Origin of the sequence: Comamonas sp. GB3 AK4-5, assembly GCF_041320665.1 — a bacterium.
Lineage (GTDB): Bacteria > Pseudomonadota > Gammaproteobacteria > Burkholderiales > Burkholderiaceae_C > Comamonas.
In genome coordinates this window covers 5038615-5054837 of record NZ_CP166730.1, presented here as the reverse complement: position 1 = coordinate 5054837, position 16223 = coordinate 5038615, and the positions used below count along the sequence as shown (strand labels likewise).

The window sequence follows — 16223 nt, the reverse complement described above, 5'->3', positions numbered from 1 at the left end:
GCTAGGTCTTCTTGTGGATAGGAGGAACGGTTGCGGGGTGGTGATTGTAGCTTTTCAAAGGGTTATCCACAAAAAACTCCCGCCTTGCCCCCTGGTGAAGAAGGCCGCGTATTTTGACGGAAGATTTTGAGGGGCATTGCAACATACGTGCAACGCTGAGATAATTTCGGGTTTCCCTGAATGTGTTCAGGGTGATATGTCCCGCGCGGCGCAAAAAAAGCTGAGAAAAATCGGAAAAGAGTAGGCCAAAGCCCTGGTGCGTTGGCCGCGCTTGATTCAACAGTCTTCGGCTTTTTGGCGGGCCCGGCAAGGTGCAGACGCACTTTTGCAGGGGCCCATGCTGGGCGATACGGGCCGGGCGTTTTGACCCAGCCAGTGCAAAGCTGAACCTTTTCAAGGAACCAACATGAAACGTACTTACCAACCTTCCAAGACCCGCCGCGCCCGCACCCATGGTTTCCTGGTGCGCATGAAGACCAAGGGTGGCCGTGCCGTGATCAACGCACGCCGCGCCAAGGGTCGCAAGCGTCTGGCCGTCTAAGGCCGGACTGTTTGGCAGCCTGTCCACTTCCACGCCCTGCAGGTCAGGGTGTTGCGGATATGCAGCGGCTGAAGACGCGCGCGCAGTTCCAGGCGGCCATGTCGGGGGGAATCATCTCCCGGACGGCGCATTTCGCCTTGCACCGGCTGGTGCTGGAACCCATCCAGGCTGCCGACGCCACCATCTCTACCGGGCCCGGTTCCTTGCCATCTGCGCAAGGACCGCAGGCCCTGTTTTCCGTTCCTGGTTCGGTTTATCCACAGGACTGGATCGGTCCGCTGATTCCCAAGCGCTGGGCCAAGCGCTCCGTGACCCGTCATGCCATCAAACGCCAGGCCTATGCCGTGGCGCAGGCGAGTGCGCCCGCTTTCCAGGCCCAGCCCATCCGGGCGGCCTATGTGGTGCGACTGCGTGCGGGTTTTGACCGCAAGCAGTTCATCAGCGCTTGCTCCGATACACTCAAGGCTGCCGTTCGGGCCGAGCTGGAGCAGCTGTTTGCTTCAGCCGCGCGCAAAGCGGCGGCGTCCGCGAAAGCGCAGCCCGCTGCTGCGCCGCCTCTCCAAGGGGTGGTCTGATATGGTGCGCGCCTTGCTCATGGCCTTGGTGCGGGGCTACCGCCTCACACTCAGCCCGTGGCTGGGCTCGGCCTGCCGCTTTGAGCCCACCTGCTCGGCCTATTCCTTGCAAGCTCTGGAGCAGCACGGTGCTGCAGCCGGAACCTATCTGACACTGCGCCGGTTGGCGCGCTGTCACCCCTGGTGTGCTGGCGGGCATGACCCTGTGCCCGAAAAGGTGCCGGGGCTGTTCACCGGTTTGACCTCCTCTTCCTCACCAAAGAAGTCTTCATGAACGACATTCGCCGCACCATCCTGTGGGTGATATTTGGCTTTTCCCTGGTTCTGCTGTGGGACAAGTGGCAAATCCACAACGGCAAGCAAGCCACGTTCTTCCCGTCGGCTGCGACGGCCCCTGCCACGGCAGCGGCCAAGCCTGCGGAGGTGCCGGCAGCTGCCCCTGTTCCCACGGCTACGGCCAGCGATGTGCCGGCCAGCGATGCACCAGCCGCCAACGCCATTGCCCGTGAAAAAGTCACCGTCAGCACCGATGTGCTGCGCCTGAGCTTTGACGGCCAGGGCGGCACCATCGGCCATGCCGAGCTGCTCAAATACGCCGACCATGTGGACAAGAGCAAGCCCTTTGTGCTGTTCGACGAGAGCGCCAGCCGTGTCTACCTGGCCCAGACCGGTCTGGTGGGTGGCAACTTCCCCACGCACAAGACCACCATGCAGCTGATGCCCGGTGCACGCGAGCTGGCCGATGGCGCCAACGAACTGCAAGTGCGTTTCGAGTCGCCCGTCATGGACGGTGTGAAGCTGGTCAAGACCTACACCTTGAAGCGTGGCGACTACGCCATCGGCGTCAAGCACGAGATCGTCAACCAGGGCGCTGCCGCCGTGAACCCCCAGCTGTATCTGCAGCTGCTGCGTGACGGTAATGCACCCGAGGGCGAGCAGTCGGCCATGTACTCCACCTTCACCGGTCCGGCCGTGTACTCGCATGAGAAGAAGTTCCAGAAGGTGGACTTCAAGGACATCGAAAAGGGCAAGGCCGAGTTCGTGAAGGCCACGCCGGACGGCTATGTGGCCATGGTGCAGCATTACTTCGCCAGCGCCTGGTTGCTGAGCGATGGCCAGCAGCGCGACAACTTCGCACGCAAGGTGGGCGACAACCTGTATGCCGCCGGCCAGATCGTGGCCGTTGGCGCCCTGCAGCCTGGCGAGACCAAGGCGGTGGACGCCCAGCTCTTTGCCGGCCCACAGCTGGAGAAGATGCTGGAAACCATCTACCCCGGTCTGGAGCTGGTCAAGGACTACGGCATGTTCACCATCCTGGCCAAGCCCATGTACTGGCTGCTGGACCAGATCCACAGCGTGCTGGGCAACTGGGGCTGGGCCATCATCGGTCTGGTGCTGCTGCTGAAGATCCTGTTCTACTGGCTGAACGCCAAGGCCTACTCCAGCATGGCCAAGATGAAGGCCATCAACCCCAAGATTCAGGAAATGCGCGAGCGCCTGAAGGACAAGCCCCAGCAGATGCAGCAGGAGATGATGCGCATCTACCGCGAGGAAAAGGTCAACCCCATGGGCGGCTGCCTGCCCATCATGATCCAGATCCCCGTGTTCATGACGCTGTACTGGGTGCTGCTGTCCTCGGTGGAAATGCGCCAGGCGCCCTGGATTCTGTGGATCACCGACCTGTCGGCCAAGGACCCCTGGTTCATTCTGCCAGTGCTGATGATGCTGTCCTCGCTGCTGCAGACCGCACTCAACCCCGTGCCACCGGACCCCATGCAGGCCAAGATGATGTGGATCATGCCGCTGATGTTCAGCGTGATGTTCTTCTTCTTCCCGGCTGGCCTGGTGCTGTACTGGCTGACCAACAACATTCTGTCCATCGCCCAGCAGTGGGTGATCAACACCCGCATGGGCGTGCCCCCGCAGTTCAATCTGCCCAACTTCAAGGCTGCCGCAGCGGCTGATAGCAAGAAGTAAGCAGCGTCTGAGCTGAATCCACAACGGCCGCCGCAAGCGGCCGTTGTGCTTTGCGCCCTGCTGGTGGCGCAGCAAAAACCAGAGCGCTTTGTGCATGCGCTGCCTTGGTTTCAGATGCTTATCTATCTGAAGTCCAATGGCAATCAGCACAGAGTGCTCCGGTTTTTGTGAGTCCTGCCCTGCCGGCCCGCTGGCTATCATGGGCCACCGTCTTCCCCACCGAAAGCTTTCACCCATGCTTGCCCGCCACGCCGACCCCATTGCCGCCATCGCCACCGCCCCCGGCCGGGGGGCCGTGGGCATTGTGCGGGTCTCGGGCAAGCAGATTGCGCCCCTGGTGCGCCTGCTCTGCGGGCGCGACCTCCGGGCCCGCGAAGCCACTTACCTGCCCTTCAAGGACGCCATGGGTGCCCCCATAGACCATGGCCTGGCCCTGTACTTCCCCGGCCCGCACAGCTACACCGGCGAAGACGTGCTGGAGCTGCAGGCCCATGGCGGCCCCGTGGTGCTGCAGCTGCTGCTGGCCCGCTGCCTGGAGGCTGCGCAGGCCGCCGGTGCCGATGGCAAGCCCGTGTTGCCCGGTCTGCGCCTGGCCCAGCCGGGCGAGTTCACCGAGCGCGCCTTTCTGAACGACAAGATCGACCTGGCCCAGGCCGAGGCCATTGCCGACCTGATCGATGCCAGCACCGAAGCTGCAGCCCGCAGCGCCAGCCGCTCGCTATCGGGCGATTTCTCCCGTGAAATCCGTGAACTGCGCGATGCCCTGGTGCATTTGCGCATGCTGGTCGAGGCCACGCTGGACTTCCCGGAAGAAGAGATCGATTTCCTGCAAAAAGCCGACGCTTACGGTCAGCTGGACCGCTTGCAGGCGCAACTGGGCCTGGTGCTGTCCCGCACCCAGCAGGGCGCCTTGCTGCGCGAAGGCATCAAGGTGGTGATTGCTGGCCAGCCCAATGCCGGCAAAAGCTCGCTGCTCAATGCCCTGGCCGGGGCCGAGCTGGCCATCGTCACCCCCATTGCCGGCACCACGCGCGACAAGGTGCAGCAAACCATCCAAATCGATGGCGTGCCCCTGCATGTGATCGACACCGCCGGCCTGCGCGACAGCGAGGACGAGGTGGAGCGCATCGGCATTGCCCGCGCCTGGGACGAGATTGCCGCCGCCGATGCCGTGCTGTTTCTGCACGACCTCTCGCGCATGGGCGAGGCCGACTACGTGGCCGCCGACCTGGAGATTGCCCAGACCCTGGCCGAACGCATCCTGCCCAGCGTGCCGGTGATTGACCTGTGGAACAAGACCGACCTGGCCGCACCCGGCGCGCAGATGCGGCCGCTGGCGCCCCTGGCCGAGCGTGCAGGGGCCGCGCAAGGGCTGAGCCTGTCCGCCCGCACCGGCACCGGCCTGGACGCCGTGCGCCAGCGCCTGCTGGAAGTGGCGGGTTGGCAGTCTGCCGCCGAAGGCCTGTACATTGCCCGCGCCCGCCATGTGGAGGCGCTGCAGGCCGTGGGTGCCCATTTGGAGGAGGCGCATGCGCAGCTGCATGTGCCCGGCCCGGCACTGGACATCCTGGCCGAGGAGCTGCGCCTGGCGCAAACCGCGCTGAACAGCATCACCGGTGAGTTCACATCCGATGACCTGCTGGGCGTGATCTTCTCTAGCTTCTGTATAGGGAAATAAAGTCTGGCTCCCCCTGTGCCGCTGCGCGTCTTCCCCCTCTTTAGGCGCTACGCGCCGGAGGGGGACGGCACCAGCGCGGCGGGGCGGCCCTTGCGCGGTGCCCCTGGTATGGGGCGCGCCGGTTTTCTGCGTTGCGCGCCTGCTTTTGCTCCCTCGCCCCTTTGGGGAGAGGGTTGGGGTGAGGGGCTCTCCGCACAGCAAGGTGCATATTTCAAACCAAAACCACCTGAATAGCTTGCTGTGTATGCACAGCAAGCTATGTTTGGATGAGCAGCCTCACCGCGTCTGAAGCAGGCTTGCGTTGTACCTGGGTTGTTGCCCCTTCCCCTTCGGGGGAAGGCTGGGATGGGGGCTTGGTCCCCTGCCTTTCTCCCTCGCCCGCTGGCGGGAGAGGGTGAGGGGGACTTACTGCGGCTGCAGCTGGCTGCGCAGAATGCGGCGGATTTCGACGATGGACTGGGGCTGCTCCTGCACGCTGTGGCCGGAGGGCACGATGCGTTCCGACGCTGCGCCGGCCAGGTGGGCGCTGGAGTAGGGCACGATGCTGTCGCTGCTCTCTTCCAGCGGCAATTTGGGGTTGTCGATGCCGATGATGGAGTGGTAGCGCACCTTGCTGGAGATGGGCAGCTCGGCCGCTGCGCGTACAAAGGGGTCTTTGTCGCTGAGGTTGTCTATGCCGTTGGGAATGCGCAGCAGGCCTTGTTTGCCGGTGCGTGGGGCGGCGTTGGCCACGGCGCGGGCCACGTCGGTGAATTGCTCCACCATGGAAATGGGCAGCGTGATGAGATTGGCCACCCAGCGGGCCAGGCGGTTGCTGGCAAAGCCGGTGCCGCGATGGGGGGCCGCAATAAAGATGGCGCTGTCCACCTGCGGGAAGGGCTCGAATTCCAGGTATTCGGACAGATGTCCCTCCAGCTGGCGCTTGGCGCTGGCGGACAGCTCCAGCTCCAGTTCCGTGGTCATGGCATTCAGCAACTGGCCCTGAGTGCTGCTGACCATCAGCCGCGACAGCACGCCGCCCATGCTGTGGCCCACCAGGGTCAGGTGGTGAGAGGCTGGAGCTTTGCCGTCGGGGTCGAAATGCTGCAGCGTCTCCGTCAGGGCTTCGCGTATGGCGTGGTGGTTCAGTGCCAGCGGGGCGTTGGTGGGGTAGTAGACCTGCCAGATCTGGTAGTTGCTGCGCAGCAGCTCGTCCCCCAGCACCTCGTTGGCCACGTTGATCCAGGCCTCGGGGCTGCTGGCCAGGCCGTGCAGCATGACCACCACGCGGCGGTCGGGGTCGTAGGGCTGCATCAGATAGATTTGCGGCTGCACGATGCCATTGCCCATGCCCAGCAGGCTGCGCACCGCCTGGGTGGAAAAGCCCGAGCGCGCCAGCCACAGGCCGTAGCCTGAGGTGAAGTTGCCCGCCAGCGGCACGCGGTTGCCGGCCAGCTTCACCTCGCTTTGGCGGTAAGGGTCCATCAGGCGCACGCTCAGGGCCTGGGTGGCCAGCACCTGGGCCAGGTTGCTGCCCTCGAACTGCAGCAGGGCAGTGATGGCGGGGAACAGGGCCTCCTGGTAGGGCGGTCCCTGCATGCGGCCCCAGCGCGGGTCGGGGCCGGCGGCTTCGGGGGGCGGTGGGAAGACGGCCACCAGCTCGGCGCCAAAGCCGTCGCGCCGGTAGATGTTGCGCAGGCCGGAGAAGGTGAGCGAGGCGGCCGCCACCAGCTCCTGCGGCAGCACCCGGTGGGCGGGCTGGCGCAGGCCGGAGAGCTCCACCGTCAGCTGCCATTGCTGCCAGCGTATGCGGTCGCCATGCAGCTCGTCCAGGTCGGTGGGCAGCTCCACCGAGAGCTCGTCACGGTGCTTGAACAGCCCGGTCACGGCCTGTTGTGCGGCGTAGTTGTAGTAGTCGCGTACCTGGGTTTGCCGGTCTTCAAAGGCGCGCTCGCTGGGCGAGCGTTCGGTGAAGAACAGGTAGGCCCAGGCATAGCGCGCCGATTCCAGCCAGGCCGCAATGGCGCTGCCGGGGGTCTCGCGCTCCTGGTCCATGGCCTGCTTGGCCCACAGCTCGGACAGGGCGGAGAGGCGTTGCTCATCCGTCAGCCCGGCGCTGCTGCGCAACTGGTCGCGGCAGGCGCTGGCGTCGGCCAGGCAAGGCTTGGACTCACTGCCCATGACGCGCAGTGATTCGCGCGTGGCAGGGCTGAGCTGGCCGCTGGTGAGTACATCGGCACGGCGCTGGGCCAGATAGTCCGAGGGCTGGATGGAGCTGACTTTGACGCCGGCGCAGCCGGTCAACAGGGCCAGGCAGGCGGGCAGCAGCCATCGCGCGGGGCTGTGAAAGCGGGCAAGGGAGAACATGGGAGCAGGTCGAGGTGCAGACGGTGCAACGCACCAGTGTAGGCAGGCTGCACCGCTTGTGCTTGACGCAGGGCAGCCTGCACAGCGTTAACAGCCAGCGCAGCGCGTCGGCAAAGCGTGGGCTGCTATGGCTGTGGTAGCGGCGGAATACCCTGGCGAATTGCCCGTGAAAAATCGATGCTGGCGGTCAGATCATCTGCACCCGCTGGCGCTTGCCATTGCTGGGCGCGGTCCGTGATGTCACCGGCAGCACGCAGGGCGGACAGCGGCTGGCCGGGCGTGAGGCCGCCCACGGCGTGCAGGTATTCGGGCAGATAGCCCGAGGCCAGCAGCTGCCAGTTCAGTGGCAGACCGCCCACCAGGCTGCGCGCCATGTCCCAGACGATGGTTGTGCAGTTGGCGGTGAGCGTGTGGTACCAGCGCGGCTGGGCATGGAGCCGATCTGCCTGCTGGGCATAGGACAGCAGCAGGTTACGCATGGCGGGCTGGGGCATGTCCACGCGGTACAAAAACACCTGCTCGCCGCGCGCATTGGTGCGCACGGCCAGGATGTCGCGCTCATCGGCCGCGATCAGCGCCAGCTCATAGCGCTTGAAGAAGCCGGCCAGGGCGTCGAAGGCCTCGCCTTTTTCCTTGCGGATCTCGAAGGAAAACACCAACTGCTGGCCATCGGCAAAACCAAACGACACCAGGGTGTGGGCAATGGCAGGGCCCATCCAGTACGACACCGCCATGTCCACGCTGCGCAGCTGGGAGAGGTCGTAGCTGCGCGTGTCCCAGCGGGCGGTGTAGTCGGTCTCGCTGCGCCAGCTGAAGTTGCGCACATGCTGCAGCACCACCCGGTCGCCATCTTCAGCATCGCGCTGCAGGCTGGTGATATGGGCCACATCGTCGGCCCAGTCCCGGTCCTGGCGGGGGGCTATGGTGCTCCACCAAACCAGCATGGCCGCCAGCAGCAAGGCCCCCACACCCCACAGCAGCAGCATGCGGCCGCTGCGCCAGGCCCAGACGCTGGCCGTCAGCCAGGCCAGCGCCCACAGCGCCAGCACCGGCCACAGCAGCAGCGGGCGCTGCGGCCCTTGGTAGTACAAGGCGCCCAGGCCCCACAACAGACCCAGCAGGGCAGCCAGGCCGCTGACCAACCAGCCCAGGGCACGCAGCGCCAACAGCCACCAGGGAAAGGAATGCTTTAAAACCATAGCGTTCTATGCAGATGTGAAGGGCAAGGTGGGCGTATTACACGCAATTGGCAGCCCCTCACCCCAGCCCTCTCCCCGAAGGGGCGAGGGAGCAAGTCCAGGGAGCAGGGTAGGAAACTGGCGTGGCCCAACTCAGGGACAGCGAGCAAGGGCCGCCCCGCAGCGAGGCTGTCGTCCCCCTGGGGGGAAGGCGCCGCAGGCGACTCAGGGGGGGAGTCAGTGCCCCGCAAAATCCACCAAAGTGAACAGCTTCAGCTGGCCTTCCCCGCGCAGGCGGTTGGAGCCGCCGAGCTCGGGCAGGTCCACAATGGCCGCACCCTCCGTCACGGTGGCGCCCAGCTTTTCCAGCAGCTTCTTGCCCGCCATCATGGTGCCACCGGTGGCGATCAGGTCGTCAATCAGCAGCACCTTGTCACCGGCCTTGACGGCGTCGGTGTGCAGCTCCACGGTGGCGCTGCCGTATTCCAGCTCGTAGGTTTCTTCCACGGTGGTGAAGGGCAGCTTGCCCTTTTTGCGGATGGGCACAAAGCCCACGCCCAGTTCGTAGGCAATGACCGAGCCCAGGATGAAGCCGCGTGCATCCAGGCCGGCGACCACGTCGGGGCGCATGTCCTTGTCCATATAGCGGTGGACAAAGGCATCGATCAGCACGCGGAAGACCTTGGGGTCTTGCAGCAGCGGGGTGATGTCGCGGAATTGCACGCCGGGTGCAGGCCAGTCGGGCACGGTGCGGATATGGCCGCGGAGGTAGTCGGTGACGCTGAGATGGGTCATGGCAAAGTGGCAGGGACGCACAAAGCGCTCAAGATTCGGCACCGTGTGCCGTAGGCAAGAGGTGGGACAAGCGGCAGCCGTGGATTACGGCCGGCAGTACAGGTGACCGGATGGCACTTGGGAGCTGAGCATAATGCTTGCCCATGTGCAATGCCGCCAGTCGGTATTGTGGCCTCGTCCATCCCCTGGCGCCTGGAACATATGGAATTGACTGTTCTGCTGATCGATGGTGACTGTGCCCACGCGGAACAGGTACAGCAGTTTTTGTTCAGCGTGCGACCGCGATGGCGTGTGCTGCATGCCACCGACCTGGCCGGTGGCCAGATCCTGCACGCCCAGCATCTGCCGCAAATGGCCATGGTGGCCTTCGAGCAAACCGATGGCGATGCGCTGCAGGCCCTGCGCTGGCTGGGTTCTACCATGGCCCTGGTGATGGTGGAGTTTGGGCAGGAAGAGCTGGCCGCCTTGTCCATGCGTGCGGGCTTTGCCGATTTTGTGGTGTGTCCTCCGCAGCCTGGCTCCAGTCAGCATTTGCAGCCGCTGCCCGAGCAGCTGGAAAGCCTGGCCCGCCAGCGGGCCACCGAGCGGGCCCTGGCCGAGCACAGCCGCGAGCTGCACTCCACGCTGTCGAGTATTTCGCAGGGGGTGATCAGCATGGATGCCCAGGGCCGTGTGCAGCTGTACAACGAGCGCGCGCTGGAGCTGCTGGACATTCCCGAAGCGCGCATGGAGCAGCAGCCTTTTTTGCGCGAGCTGGTGGCTTTTCAGCGCGAGCGTGGTGAATTCGACCGCGCCCTGTACTGGCCTCCGGGCGCGACGGTAGGAGGCATTGACGGGCGCTATTGCCCATCGGTCTATATCCGCCGTACGCAGGAAGGCCGCTATCTGGAGGTGCGCACCCACCCCGAGCGCGATGGCCGCAAGGTGCGCACCTATACCGATGTGACCGACTATGTGCAGACCCAGCAGCAGCTCAGCCAGAGCGAGCAGCGCTGGCGCAGCATGACGGCGCTGTCGTCCGACTGGTTCTGGGAGCTGGATGGCCGTCTGCGCTTTGTACATCTGGATGGTTGCCCGGACGCGCTGCAGCAAAGCCTGCATACCCAGTATTTTTGGGCGCAAACACTGTGGCAGCAAGCATATGAAGCTTCTGAAAAAATAGCAGAACGCCAGGCGTTGATGGCGCGGCGTGAAGCCTTTCACGACTGGGAGCTGTGCCACCACGACGGCAATGACCAGCTCACCTGGCTGTCCCTCAGCGGCACCCCGGTCTGGGATGAAGAGGGCGTTTTCACGGGCTACCGTGGCGTGGCGCGCAACATCACCGAGCGCAAGCAGACCGAGGTCGCCATCCGCCGCCTGGCCTACCGGGATGATTTGACCGAGCTGCCCAACCGTGCCGCCATGCTGCAGCAGATTGACCAGGCGCTGGAGCGCAGCCTCAAACATGGTGCGGGCGCCTTGCTGCTGCTGGATGTGGACCATTTCAAGGGCATCAACGACGCCATGGGCCACAGCTGGGGCGACGCCCTGCTGCAAGAGGTGGCGCGCCGCCTGCGGGCCTGGTGCCGCCCCGGCGATGTGGTGGGGCGCGTGGGGGGGGATGAGTTTCTGGTGCTGATCGAAGCCCTGGCACCCGACATGGCCCAGGCTCAGGCGCGGGCCAGCGCCATGGCTGTGAGCCTGATGGGGGTGCTGGACCAGGCCTATGAGCTGCAGGGCCGGGCAGTCCATGCCTCATTCGGCATCGGGGCGGCCGGGTTTTGGGGGCGCGACCGCTCGGTGGATGACATGCGGCAGTGCGTGGAGTTGGCCCTGGGTGAGGCCAAGGCCCAGGGGCGCAATGCCTGGAGCGTTTTCGACCCCGAGCTGCAGCGCAGTCTGCGCGCCCGGGCAGCGCTGGAGGCCGATCTGCACATCGCCCTGGATCGCGGGGACTTTGTGCTGCACTACCAGCCCGTGGTGGACGACCAGGGCAGCGTGCTGGGCGCCGAAGCCCTGGTGCGCTGGGCCCACCCCGAGCGCGGCATGGTGCCGCCGGGGAGTTTTATCCCGGTGGCCGAGCAGCTGGGGCTGATTTTTGCCTTGGACCGCTGGGTGCTGCGCCAGGCCTGCCTGCAACTGGCGGCCTGGGCCCGTCACCCGATCTCGGCCTGCTGGACCTTGGCGGTGAACCTGAGTGCCCAGGAGTTCCGCCACGCCGATTTTCTGTGCCGTATCCAGGACATTCTGCGCGACACCGGGGCACGCCCCGACCTGCTCAAGCTGGAGCTGACCGAGAGCCTGATGCTGGAGGCCGTGGAGGACAGCATTGCCAAGATGCAATCGCTGCGGGCCATGGGCATACGCTTTTCGCTGGACGACTTTGGCATGGGCTACTCCTCGCTGGGCTACCTCAAGCGCCTGCCGCTGTCGCAGCTGAAGATCGACCAGAGCTTTGTGCGCGATGTGCTGCTGGACGCCAACGATGCCGCCATCGTGCGCACGGTGATTGCCCTGGGCCAGAGCCTGGGGCTGGAGGTGGTGGCCGAAGGGGTGGAAACACAGGGCCAGCTGGAGTTTCTGGTGCGCAATGGCTGCCGGCGCTTCCAGGGCTATCTGTTTGGCCGACCGGACGAGGCCGAGGTGATGCTGGCGCAGTAAGAACGTGTTCACGATCTCTATGCAGGCGCGTTGGAGCGCAATCGGGATGAGTTCGCAGCGCTGGCGAGTCCATCACCGGGCCATAGCCCGCAATCGCGGGGGCGAAAGTGAACAAGCCCTAGAATTTCGCCATGCAAGTTTCTGATACTTCGGCCCGCACCCCGTCCCGGGACAGCGGGCGGGCCCTGGAGTTGGCCCGCAGTACTCTGGCCATTGAGGTGCAAGCCCTGCAGGCCATGTCCGCGCGGCTGGACGATGCTTTTTCTCAGGTGGTGCGCAAAATTTTGCAGCTGCCCGGGCGCGTGGTGGTCATGGGCATGGGCAAGAGCGGCCATGTGGGCCGCAAGCTGGCGGCCACATTGGCCTCCACCGGCACCCCCGCTTTTTTTGTGCACCCGGCCGAGGCCAGCCACGGCGATCTGGGCATGGTCACGGCCCAGGACCTGGTGCTGGCCCTGTCCAACAGCGGCGAGACCGATGAGATCACCTCGTTGTTGACGGCCCTCAAGCGCCAGGGCGTGGCCCTGGTGGCCATGACCGGTGGCGTGGCATCCAGCCTGGCCCGCCATGCCGACTGGGTGCTGGACACCAGTGTCGAGCGCGAAGCCTGTCCGTTGAACCTGGCGCCCACGGCCAGCACCACGGCGCAAATGGCCCTGGGTGATGCCCTGGCCATGGCGCTGTTGGATGCCCGGGGCTTTAGGGCCGAGGATTTTGCCCGTTCCCACCCCGGTGGCTCGCTGGGTCGCAAGCTGCTGACCCATGTGGCCGATGTGATGCGCAAGGGCGACGATTTGCCCACGGTGCTGCCTGAGGCAGACTTCAGCACGCTGATGCGCATGATGGGGGCCAAGGGCCTGGGTTGTGCCGTGGTGGTGGATGCGCAGCAGCAGGTGCAGGGCATCTTCACCGATGGAGATTTGCGCCGCTGCATCGAAGTGGGCACCGAGCTGCGTGGCGCCACGGCCCAGGCCTTGATGCATGCTCGCCCCAAAACCATTGCGGTGGACGCGCTGGCGGTGGATGCCGCGCAGCTGATGGAGCAGCACGGCATCACCTCGGTGATGGCGGTAGAGGCCGACGGCCGCCTGGCCGGTGTGGTGCATATCCGCGACCTGATGCGCGCCAAGGTGATCTGATGGTCCATGCTGCCCTGCAATTCCCCACCGAGCTGCTGCTGCAGGCCCAGCCGGTGCGTGTGCTGTTTCTGGATGTGGATGGCGTGCTCACCGATGGCGGGCTGCTGTTTTCCGAAGAGGGCGAAACGTTCAAGCGTTTCAACACCCTGGACGGCCATGGCATCAAGCTGCTGCAAAAAGCCGGCATCACCCCTGCCGTGGTGACGGGGCGGGATTCCAAGCCGCTGCGACTGCGCCTTGCACAGCTGGGCGTGGTGCATGTGCGCTATGGCACGGAAGACAAGTTGCCGGCGGCCCAGTCCATCTTGGATGCGCTGGGCTTGGACTGGAGCCAGGCCGCCGCCATGGGCGATGACTGGCCCGATCTGCCGATGATGCAGCGCAGTGCCCTGGCCTGTGCCCCCGCCAATGCCCATGCGGAGTGTGCGGCGCTGGCGCATTGGGTCACGCCCCAGGCGGGCGGCCATGGCGCGGTGCGTGCGGTGTGTGATTTGCTGCTGACGGCCACGGGCGCTTACCGTCGTTTGCTGGAGACCTACCTACCATGATGGCTGCTGTGCGTCGCTCCTGGGAGCAGGTCTCGCTGTATCTGCCGGTGCTGCTGATGGCGCTGCTGGCGCTGGGCTCGTGGTGGCTGGTGCGCAATGCGCCTACGGTGTCCCGCCCTGTGGCCGAGCGCCCGGTGCTGCACGAGCCCGACTACACCATGCTGCACTTCATGGTGAAGGACTTTGACGCCAAGGGCCGTATGCAAAGTGAGATTCGGGGCGATCGCGGCGATCACTACCCCGACACCGACACCATGGAAATCCAGCAGGTGGACCTGCGCGGCTTTGCCCCGGACGGCACCAAGACCACGGCCACGGCGCGCAAGGGCATCAGCAACTCCGATGCATCCGAGGTGCAGCTATGGGGCAACGCCGTGGTGGTGCGCCAACCGCTGCCGCCCAGGACGGCATTGAAGTTTGAAGGCGAGTTTCTCCATGCATGGACCCAGGAAGAGCGCGTGCGCTCCCATTTGCCTGTGGTGCTGACCCGGGGCGAGGACCGCTTCACCAGCGACAAGCTGGAATACGACAACGTCTCTCAGGTGGTGCAGATGCAGGGCCGGGTGCGAGGCTCGCTGCAGCCCGGGCGCGTTGCGCCTTGATGACGGACCGCGTGCAACGAAAAAGGCCTCTGAAAAGAGGCCTTTTTCGTGAGGAAGCCAAGGCTTATTCGCCGTTGTAGCCACCACCTGTTCCTCCGCCGCCATAACCACCCCGGCCGCGAGGGCCAGAGCCGTAGGGGCTGCGGAAACCGCTGTCCTGGCGGCCACTGCCATAGCCGCCGTCCTGGTCATGGCCGTAACCACCGCCGCCATAACCACCGCGGCCACCACCACCGCCGCCAAAATTACGCGGTGGGCGCGGTTCCATGGGGCGGGCCTCATTCACCACCAGGCTGCGTCCGCCCAGTGGCTGGCCGTTCATCCCTTGGATGGCGGCACTGGCTTCTGCATCATTGGCCATTTCCACGAAGCCAAAGCCTTTGGAGCGACCAGTATCACGCTCCATCATGACCTTGGCGCTGGCCACGGTGCCAAACTGTGTGAAGGCTTGTTGCAGATCATTGTCCCGTACGGTATAGGGCAGGTTGCCAACGTACAGCTTATTTCCCATCATCGCTCCTCTAAATCCCTGTCTCTTGATTGGACCTAAACAAGCCTGGACCGCCCCTGCGATGAAAAACCGACCTGCCGATCTCGTTGGGAGGTATTCCCGTTGCGCATTATTAATTGCGTAGGAAAAGAAGCATTACCGCCGGGGCGGTAAATTTGTGACATTTCTAAACAACAAAGGAACCCGTAGGTTCCTTTGTTTTCGCTTTTATGAGAAAGCGTATAAATCGTGGGATTAGTAGCTGTTGCGACGGCCACCGCCAAAATCGCCACCACCGCCACCGAAATTGCCACCACCGAAGCCACCGCTACGGGGAGGGCGGGGGGTCATGGGACGGGCTTCATTCACCACCAGGTCGCGACCGCTGTGGTTTTGGCCGTGCATGCCTTGAATAGCGGCTTGGGCTTCTGCATCGCTGCCCATTTCCACAAAGCCGAAGCCCTTGGAGCGGCCAGTGTCGCGTTCCATCATGACCTTGGCGCTGGCCACGGTGCCGAAAGCGCTGAAGGCTTGTTGCAGATCGTTGTCACGGAAGGAGTACGGCAGATTGCCGACGTAAAGTTTGTTACCCATGGAAGACTCCAGGAAAAAGAGAGAGAAACGCGATGGAGCCCTAGGTGGTCCGCAAACGTGACAACGGTAGAGACGCTAACGCACTGGCTATTGCGCGCGAGCGCAATCGCTTCGGGCATTATCGAACAAATGCTTGCAGCGGTTGGAAGGGTATTGAGAGCTTTGTGCTTGTTACAACATCTTTTTCGGTTAAGGCGGTGTTTCTCCGCTGCACGGTTCACAGAGATACAAAGTACGCTCTCTGCGAAATAGCAGTAAAATCCAGGATTGTCTTTGGGGAGTAGCCCGTTTGGCGCGCAATGCGCCAAAGGCATGTGTCAACAAACTTGGGGCCCCATGCCCTATGGCACATGCGGTTTCTGTGGAACTGGGCGAGACCATTGACTGCACACCGATCCCGTGCCGGAGTCGGAGTGTGGTCAATGCGTGCTCGCAACCATCCGGCCATTCACAACACAGAAATCCCCATGGAAGCCTTCTTCGTCTCTACCGCCATCGTCGCCCTTGCTGAAATGGGCGATAAAACCCAGTTGCTCGCTCTCGTACTGGCGGCACGCTTTCGCAAACCCTGGCCCATTGTCATGGGCATTTTGGTGGCCACGCTGGTCAACCATGCCCTGGCGGGCGCGGTCGGCTCCTGGTTGACGCAGATGGCGGGGCCGGATGTCATGCGCTGGGTGCTGGGCCTGTCCTTTATCGCCATGGCCGTGTGGATGCTGATTCCCGACAAGCTGGACGATGAAGGCAGCTCGGACCACTCCCACTGGGGCGTGTTCGGCAGCACGGTGGTGGCCTTCTTCCTGGCCGAGATGGGTGACAAGACGCAAATTGCCACCGTGGCCCTGGCGGCCAAATACCAGGCCTATGTCTGGGTGGTGGCGGGCACCACGCTGGGCATGATGCTGGCCAATGCCCCGGTGGTGTGGCTGGGCGACAAGCTGGTCAAGCGCGTGCCCGTGCGCACGGTGCATATGGTGTCGGCCGTCATTTTCCTGGTGCTGGGCCTGCTGGCCTTGTTCACGCCTGTGGTGAATGATTTGGCATAATGGCTTTTCATGCGCCGATTTGCTTCTGCTTGCGGGCGCTTTATAAATCCTGCTAAAGACGAACCGCTTGT

Annotated in this window: 15 protein-coding genes and 1 riboswitch; of the genes, 10 read left to right on the top strand and 5 right to left on the bottom strand. The window is 64.1% G+C overall.

All coding sequences use genetic code 11. The annotated features are described in order from the left end of the window. Positions 1 to 406: 406 nt before the first annotated feature. The 5 genes from rpmH (at position 407) to mnmE (ending at position 4771) form a co-directional block, all read left to right on the top strand. Positions 407 to 541, top strand: a complete 135-nt coding sequence (gene rpmH, locus ACA027_RS22325) for a 50S ribosomal protein L34 (RefSeq protein WP_012207856.1) — start codon at positions 407 to 409, stop codon at positions 539 to 541. Between the two features lie 59 nt (positions 542 to 600). Next, complete coding sequence (locus ACA027_RS22320; RefSeq protein WP_370680361.1) at positions 601 to 1116, top strand: ribonuclease P protein component; 516 nt, start codon at positions 601 to 603, stop codon at positions 1114 to 1116. Position 1117: 1 nt separating this feature from the next. After that, entirely contained in the window at positions 1118 to 1390 is a 273-nt protein-coding gene (gene yidD / locus ACA027_RS22315) for a membrane protein insertion efficiency factor YidD (RefSeq protein ID WP_370680360.1), read from the top strand. Beyond that, positions 1387 to 3093 carry a membrane protein insertase YidC gene (gene yidC / locus ACA027_RS22310; protein ID WP_370680359.1) on the top strand — a complete coding sequence of 569 codons (1707 nt, stop codon included), beginning with the start codon at positions 1387 to 1389 and terminating at the stop codon, positions 3091 to 3093. The genes yidD and yidC overlap by 4 nt, the downstream gene beginning before the upstream one ends. A gap of 235 nt (positions 3094 to 3328) precedes the next feature. Next, positions 3329 to 4771: a tRNA uridine-5-carboxymethylaminomethyl(34) synthesis GTPase MnmE gene (gene mnmE, locus ACA027_RS22305; RefSeq protein WP_370680358.1), complete on the top strand. Its 1443-nt coding sequence runs from the start codon at positions 3329 to 3331 to the stop codon at positions 4769 to 4771. 405 nt (positions 4772 to 5176) lie between these two features. Here the strand turns inward: mnmE and ACA027_RS22300 are convergent, their stop codons facing one another. The 3 genes from ACA027_RS22300 to ACA027_RS22290 form a co-directional block, all read right to left on the bottom strand. After that, positions 5177 to 7117: an esterase/lipase family protein gene (locus ACA027_RS22300; RefSeq protein WP_370680357.1), complete on the bottom strand. Its 1941-nt coding sequence runs from the start codon at positions 7115 to 7117 to the stop codon at positions 5177 to 5179. Positions 7118 to 7242: 125 nt separating this feature from the next. Further along, positions 7243 to 8316, bottom strand: coding sequence for a DUF4105 domain-containing protein (locus ACA027_RS22295; RefSeq protein ID WP_370680356.1), 1074 nt, complete (start codon positions 8314 to 8316; stop codon positions 7243 to 7245). A gap of 216 nt (positions 8317 to 8532) precedes the next feature. Further along, positions 8533 to 9090 (bottom strand): adenine phosphoribosyltransferase, encoded by a 558-nt coding sequence (locus tag ACA027_RS22290; RefSeq protein WP_370680355.1) that lies wholly within the window; start codon positions 9088 to 9090, stop codon positions 8533 to 8535. Between the two features lie 201 nt (positions 9091 to 9291). On the opposite strand from ACA027_RS22290, the gene ACA027_RS22285 reads away from it, so the two are divergent. The 4 genes from ACA027_RS22285 (at position 9292) to lptC (ending at position 14022) form a co-directional block, all read left to right on the top strand. After that, positions 9292 to 11733 (top strand): EAL domain-containing protein, encoded by a 2442-nt coding sequence (locus ACA027_RS22285; RefSeq protein ID WP_370680354.1) that lies wholly within the window; start codon positions 9292 to 9294, stop codon positions 11731 to 11733. Positions 11734 to 11864: 131 nt separating this feature from the next. Then, positions 11865 to 12872 carry an SIS domain-containing protein gene (locus ACA027_RS22280; protein WP_370680353.1) on the top strand — a complete coding sequence of 336 codons (1008 nt, stop codon included), beginning with the start codon at positions 11865 to 11867 and terminating at the stop codon, positions 12870 to 12872. Beyond that, entirely contained in the window at positions 12872 to 13420 is a 549-nt protein-coding gene (locus ACA027_RS22275) for a KdsC family phosphatase (RefSeq protein WP_370680352.1), read from the top strand. Before ACA027_RS22280 ends, ACA027_RS22275 begins: the two co-directional genes overlap by 1 nt. Then, on the top strand, positions 13417 to 14022 hold the full coding sequence (gene lptC / locus ACA027_RS22270; protein WP_370680351.1) for an LPS export ABC transporter periplasmic protein LptC: 606 nt from the start codon (positions 13417 to 13419) through the stop codon (positions 14020 to 14022). Before ACA027_RS22275 ends, lptC begins: the two co-directional genes overlap by 4 nt. A gap of 64 nt (positions 14023 to 14086) precedes the next feature. On the opposite strand, the gene ACA027_RS22265 is transcribed toward lptC, so the two are convergent. Continuing rightward, positions 14087 to 14533 carry an RNA recognition motif domain-containing protein gene (locus ACA027_RS22265; protein WP_370680350.1) on the bottom strand — a complete coding sequence of 149 codons (447 nt, stop codon included), beginning with the start codon at positions 14531 to 14533 and terminating at the stop codon, positions 14087 to 14089. Positions 14534 to 14767: 234 nt separating this feature from the next. Beyond that, positions 14768 to 15106 (bottom strand): RNA recognition motif domain-containing protein, encoded by a 339-nt coding sequence (locus ACA027_RS22260; RefSeq protein ID WP_370680349.1) that lies wholly within the window; start codon positions 15104 to 15106, stop codon positions 14768 to 14770. A 261-nt stretch (positions 15107 to 15367) separates the two neighbouring features. Next, positions 15368 to 15552, top strand: a riboswitch (yybP-ykoY riboswitch). Between the two features lie 21 nt (positions 15553 to 15573). Between ACA027_RS22260 and ACA027_RS22255 the strand changes: the two genes are divergently transcribed. Continuing rightward, positions 15574 to 16152 carry a TMEM165/GDT1 family protein gene (locus ACA027_RS22255; protein WP_370682663.1) on the top strand — a complete coding sequence of 193 codons (579 nt, stop codon included), beginning with the start codon at positions 15574 to 15576 and terminating at the stop codon, positions 16150 to 16152. Positions 16153 to 16223: the final 71 nt, after the last annotated feature.

Bases quoted from the DNA above. Each gene is read 5' to 3' on its own strand.
- rpmH (WP_012207856.1), top strand. From the start codon at position 407: ATGAAACGTACTTACCAACCTTCCAAGACCCGCCGCGCCCGCACCCAT.
- ACA027_RS22320 (WP_370680361.1), top strand. From the start codon at position 601: ATGCAGCGGCTGAAGACGCGCGCGCAGTTCCAGGCGGCCATGTCGGGG.
- yidD (WP_370680360.1), top strand. From the start codon at position 1,118: ATGGTGCGCGCCTTGCTCATGGCCTTGGTGCGGGGCTACCGCCTCACA.
- yidC (WP_370680359.1), top strand. From the start codon at position 1,387: ATGAACGACATTCGCCGCACCATCCTGTGGGTGATATTTGGCTTTTCC.
- mnmE (WP_370680358.1), top strand. From the start codon at position 3,329: ATGCTTGCCCGCCACGCCGACCCCATTGCCGCCATCGCCACCGCCCCC.
- ACA027_RS22300 (WP_370680357.1), bottom strand. From the start codon at position 7,117: ATGTTCTCCCTTGCCCGCTTTCACAGCCCCGCGCGATGGCTGCTGCCC.
- ACA027_RS22295 (WP_370680356.1), bottom strand. From the start codon at position 8,316: ATGGTTTTAAAGCATTCCTTTCCCTGGTGGCTGTTGGCGCTGCGTGCC.
- ACA027_RS22290 (WP_370680355.1), bottom strand. From the start codon at position 9,090: ATGACCCATCTCAGCGTCACCGACTACCTCCGCGGCCATATCCGCACC.
- ACA027_RS22285 (WP_370680354.1), top strand. From the start codon at position 9,292: ATGGAATTGACTGTTCTGCTGATCGATGGTGACTGTGCCCACGCGGAA.
- ACA027_RS22280 (WP_370680353.1), top strand. From the start codon at position 11,865: ATGCAAGTTTCTGATACTTCGGCCCGCACCCCGTCCCGGGACAGCGGG.
- ACA027_RS22275 (WP_370680352.1), top strand. From the start codon at position 12,872: ATGGTCCATGCTGCCCTGCAATTCCCCACCGAGCTGCTGCTGCAGGCC.
- lptC (WP_370680351.1), top strand. From the start codon at position 13,417: ATGATGGCTGCTGTGCGTCGCTCCTGGGAGCAGGTCTCGCTGTATCTG.
- ACA027_RS22265 (WP_370680350.1), bottom strand. From the start codon at position 14,533: ATGGGAAATAAGCTGTACGTTGGCAACCTGCCCTATACCGTACGGGAC.
- ACA027_RS22260 (WP_370680349.1), bottom strand. From the start codon at position 15,106: ATGGGTAACAAACTTTACGTCGGCAATCTGCCGTACTCCTTCCGTGAC.
- ACA027_RS22255 (WP_370682663.1), top strand. From the start codon at position 15,574: ATGGAAGCCTTCTTCGTCTCTACCGCCATCGTCGCCCTTGCTGAAATG.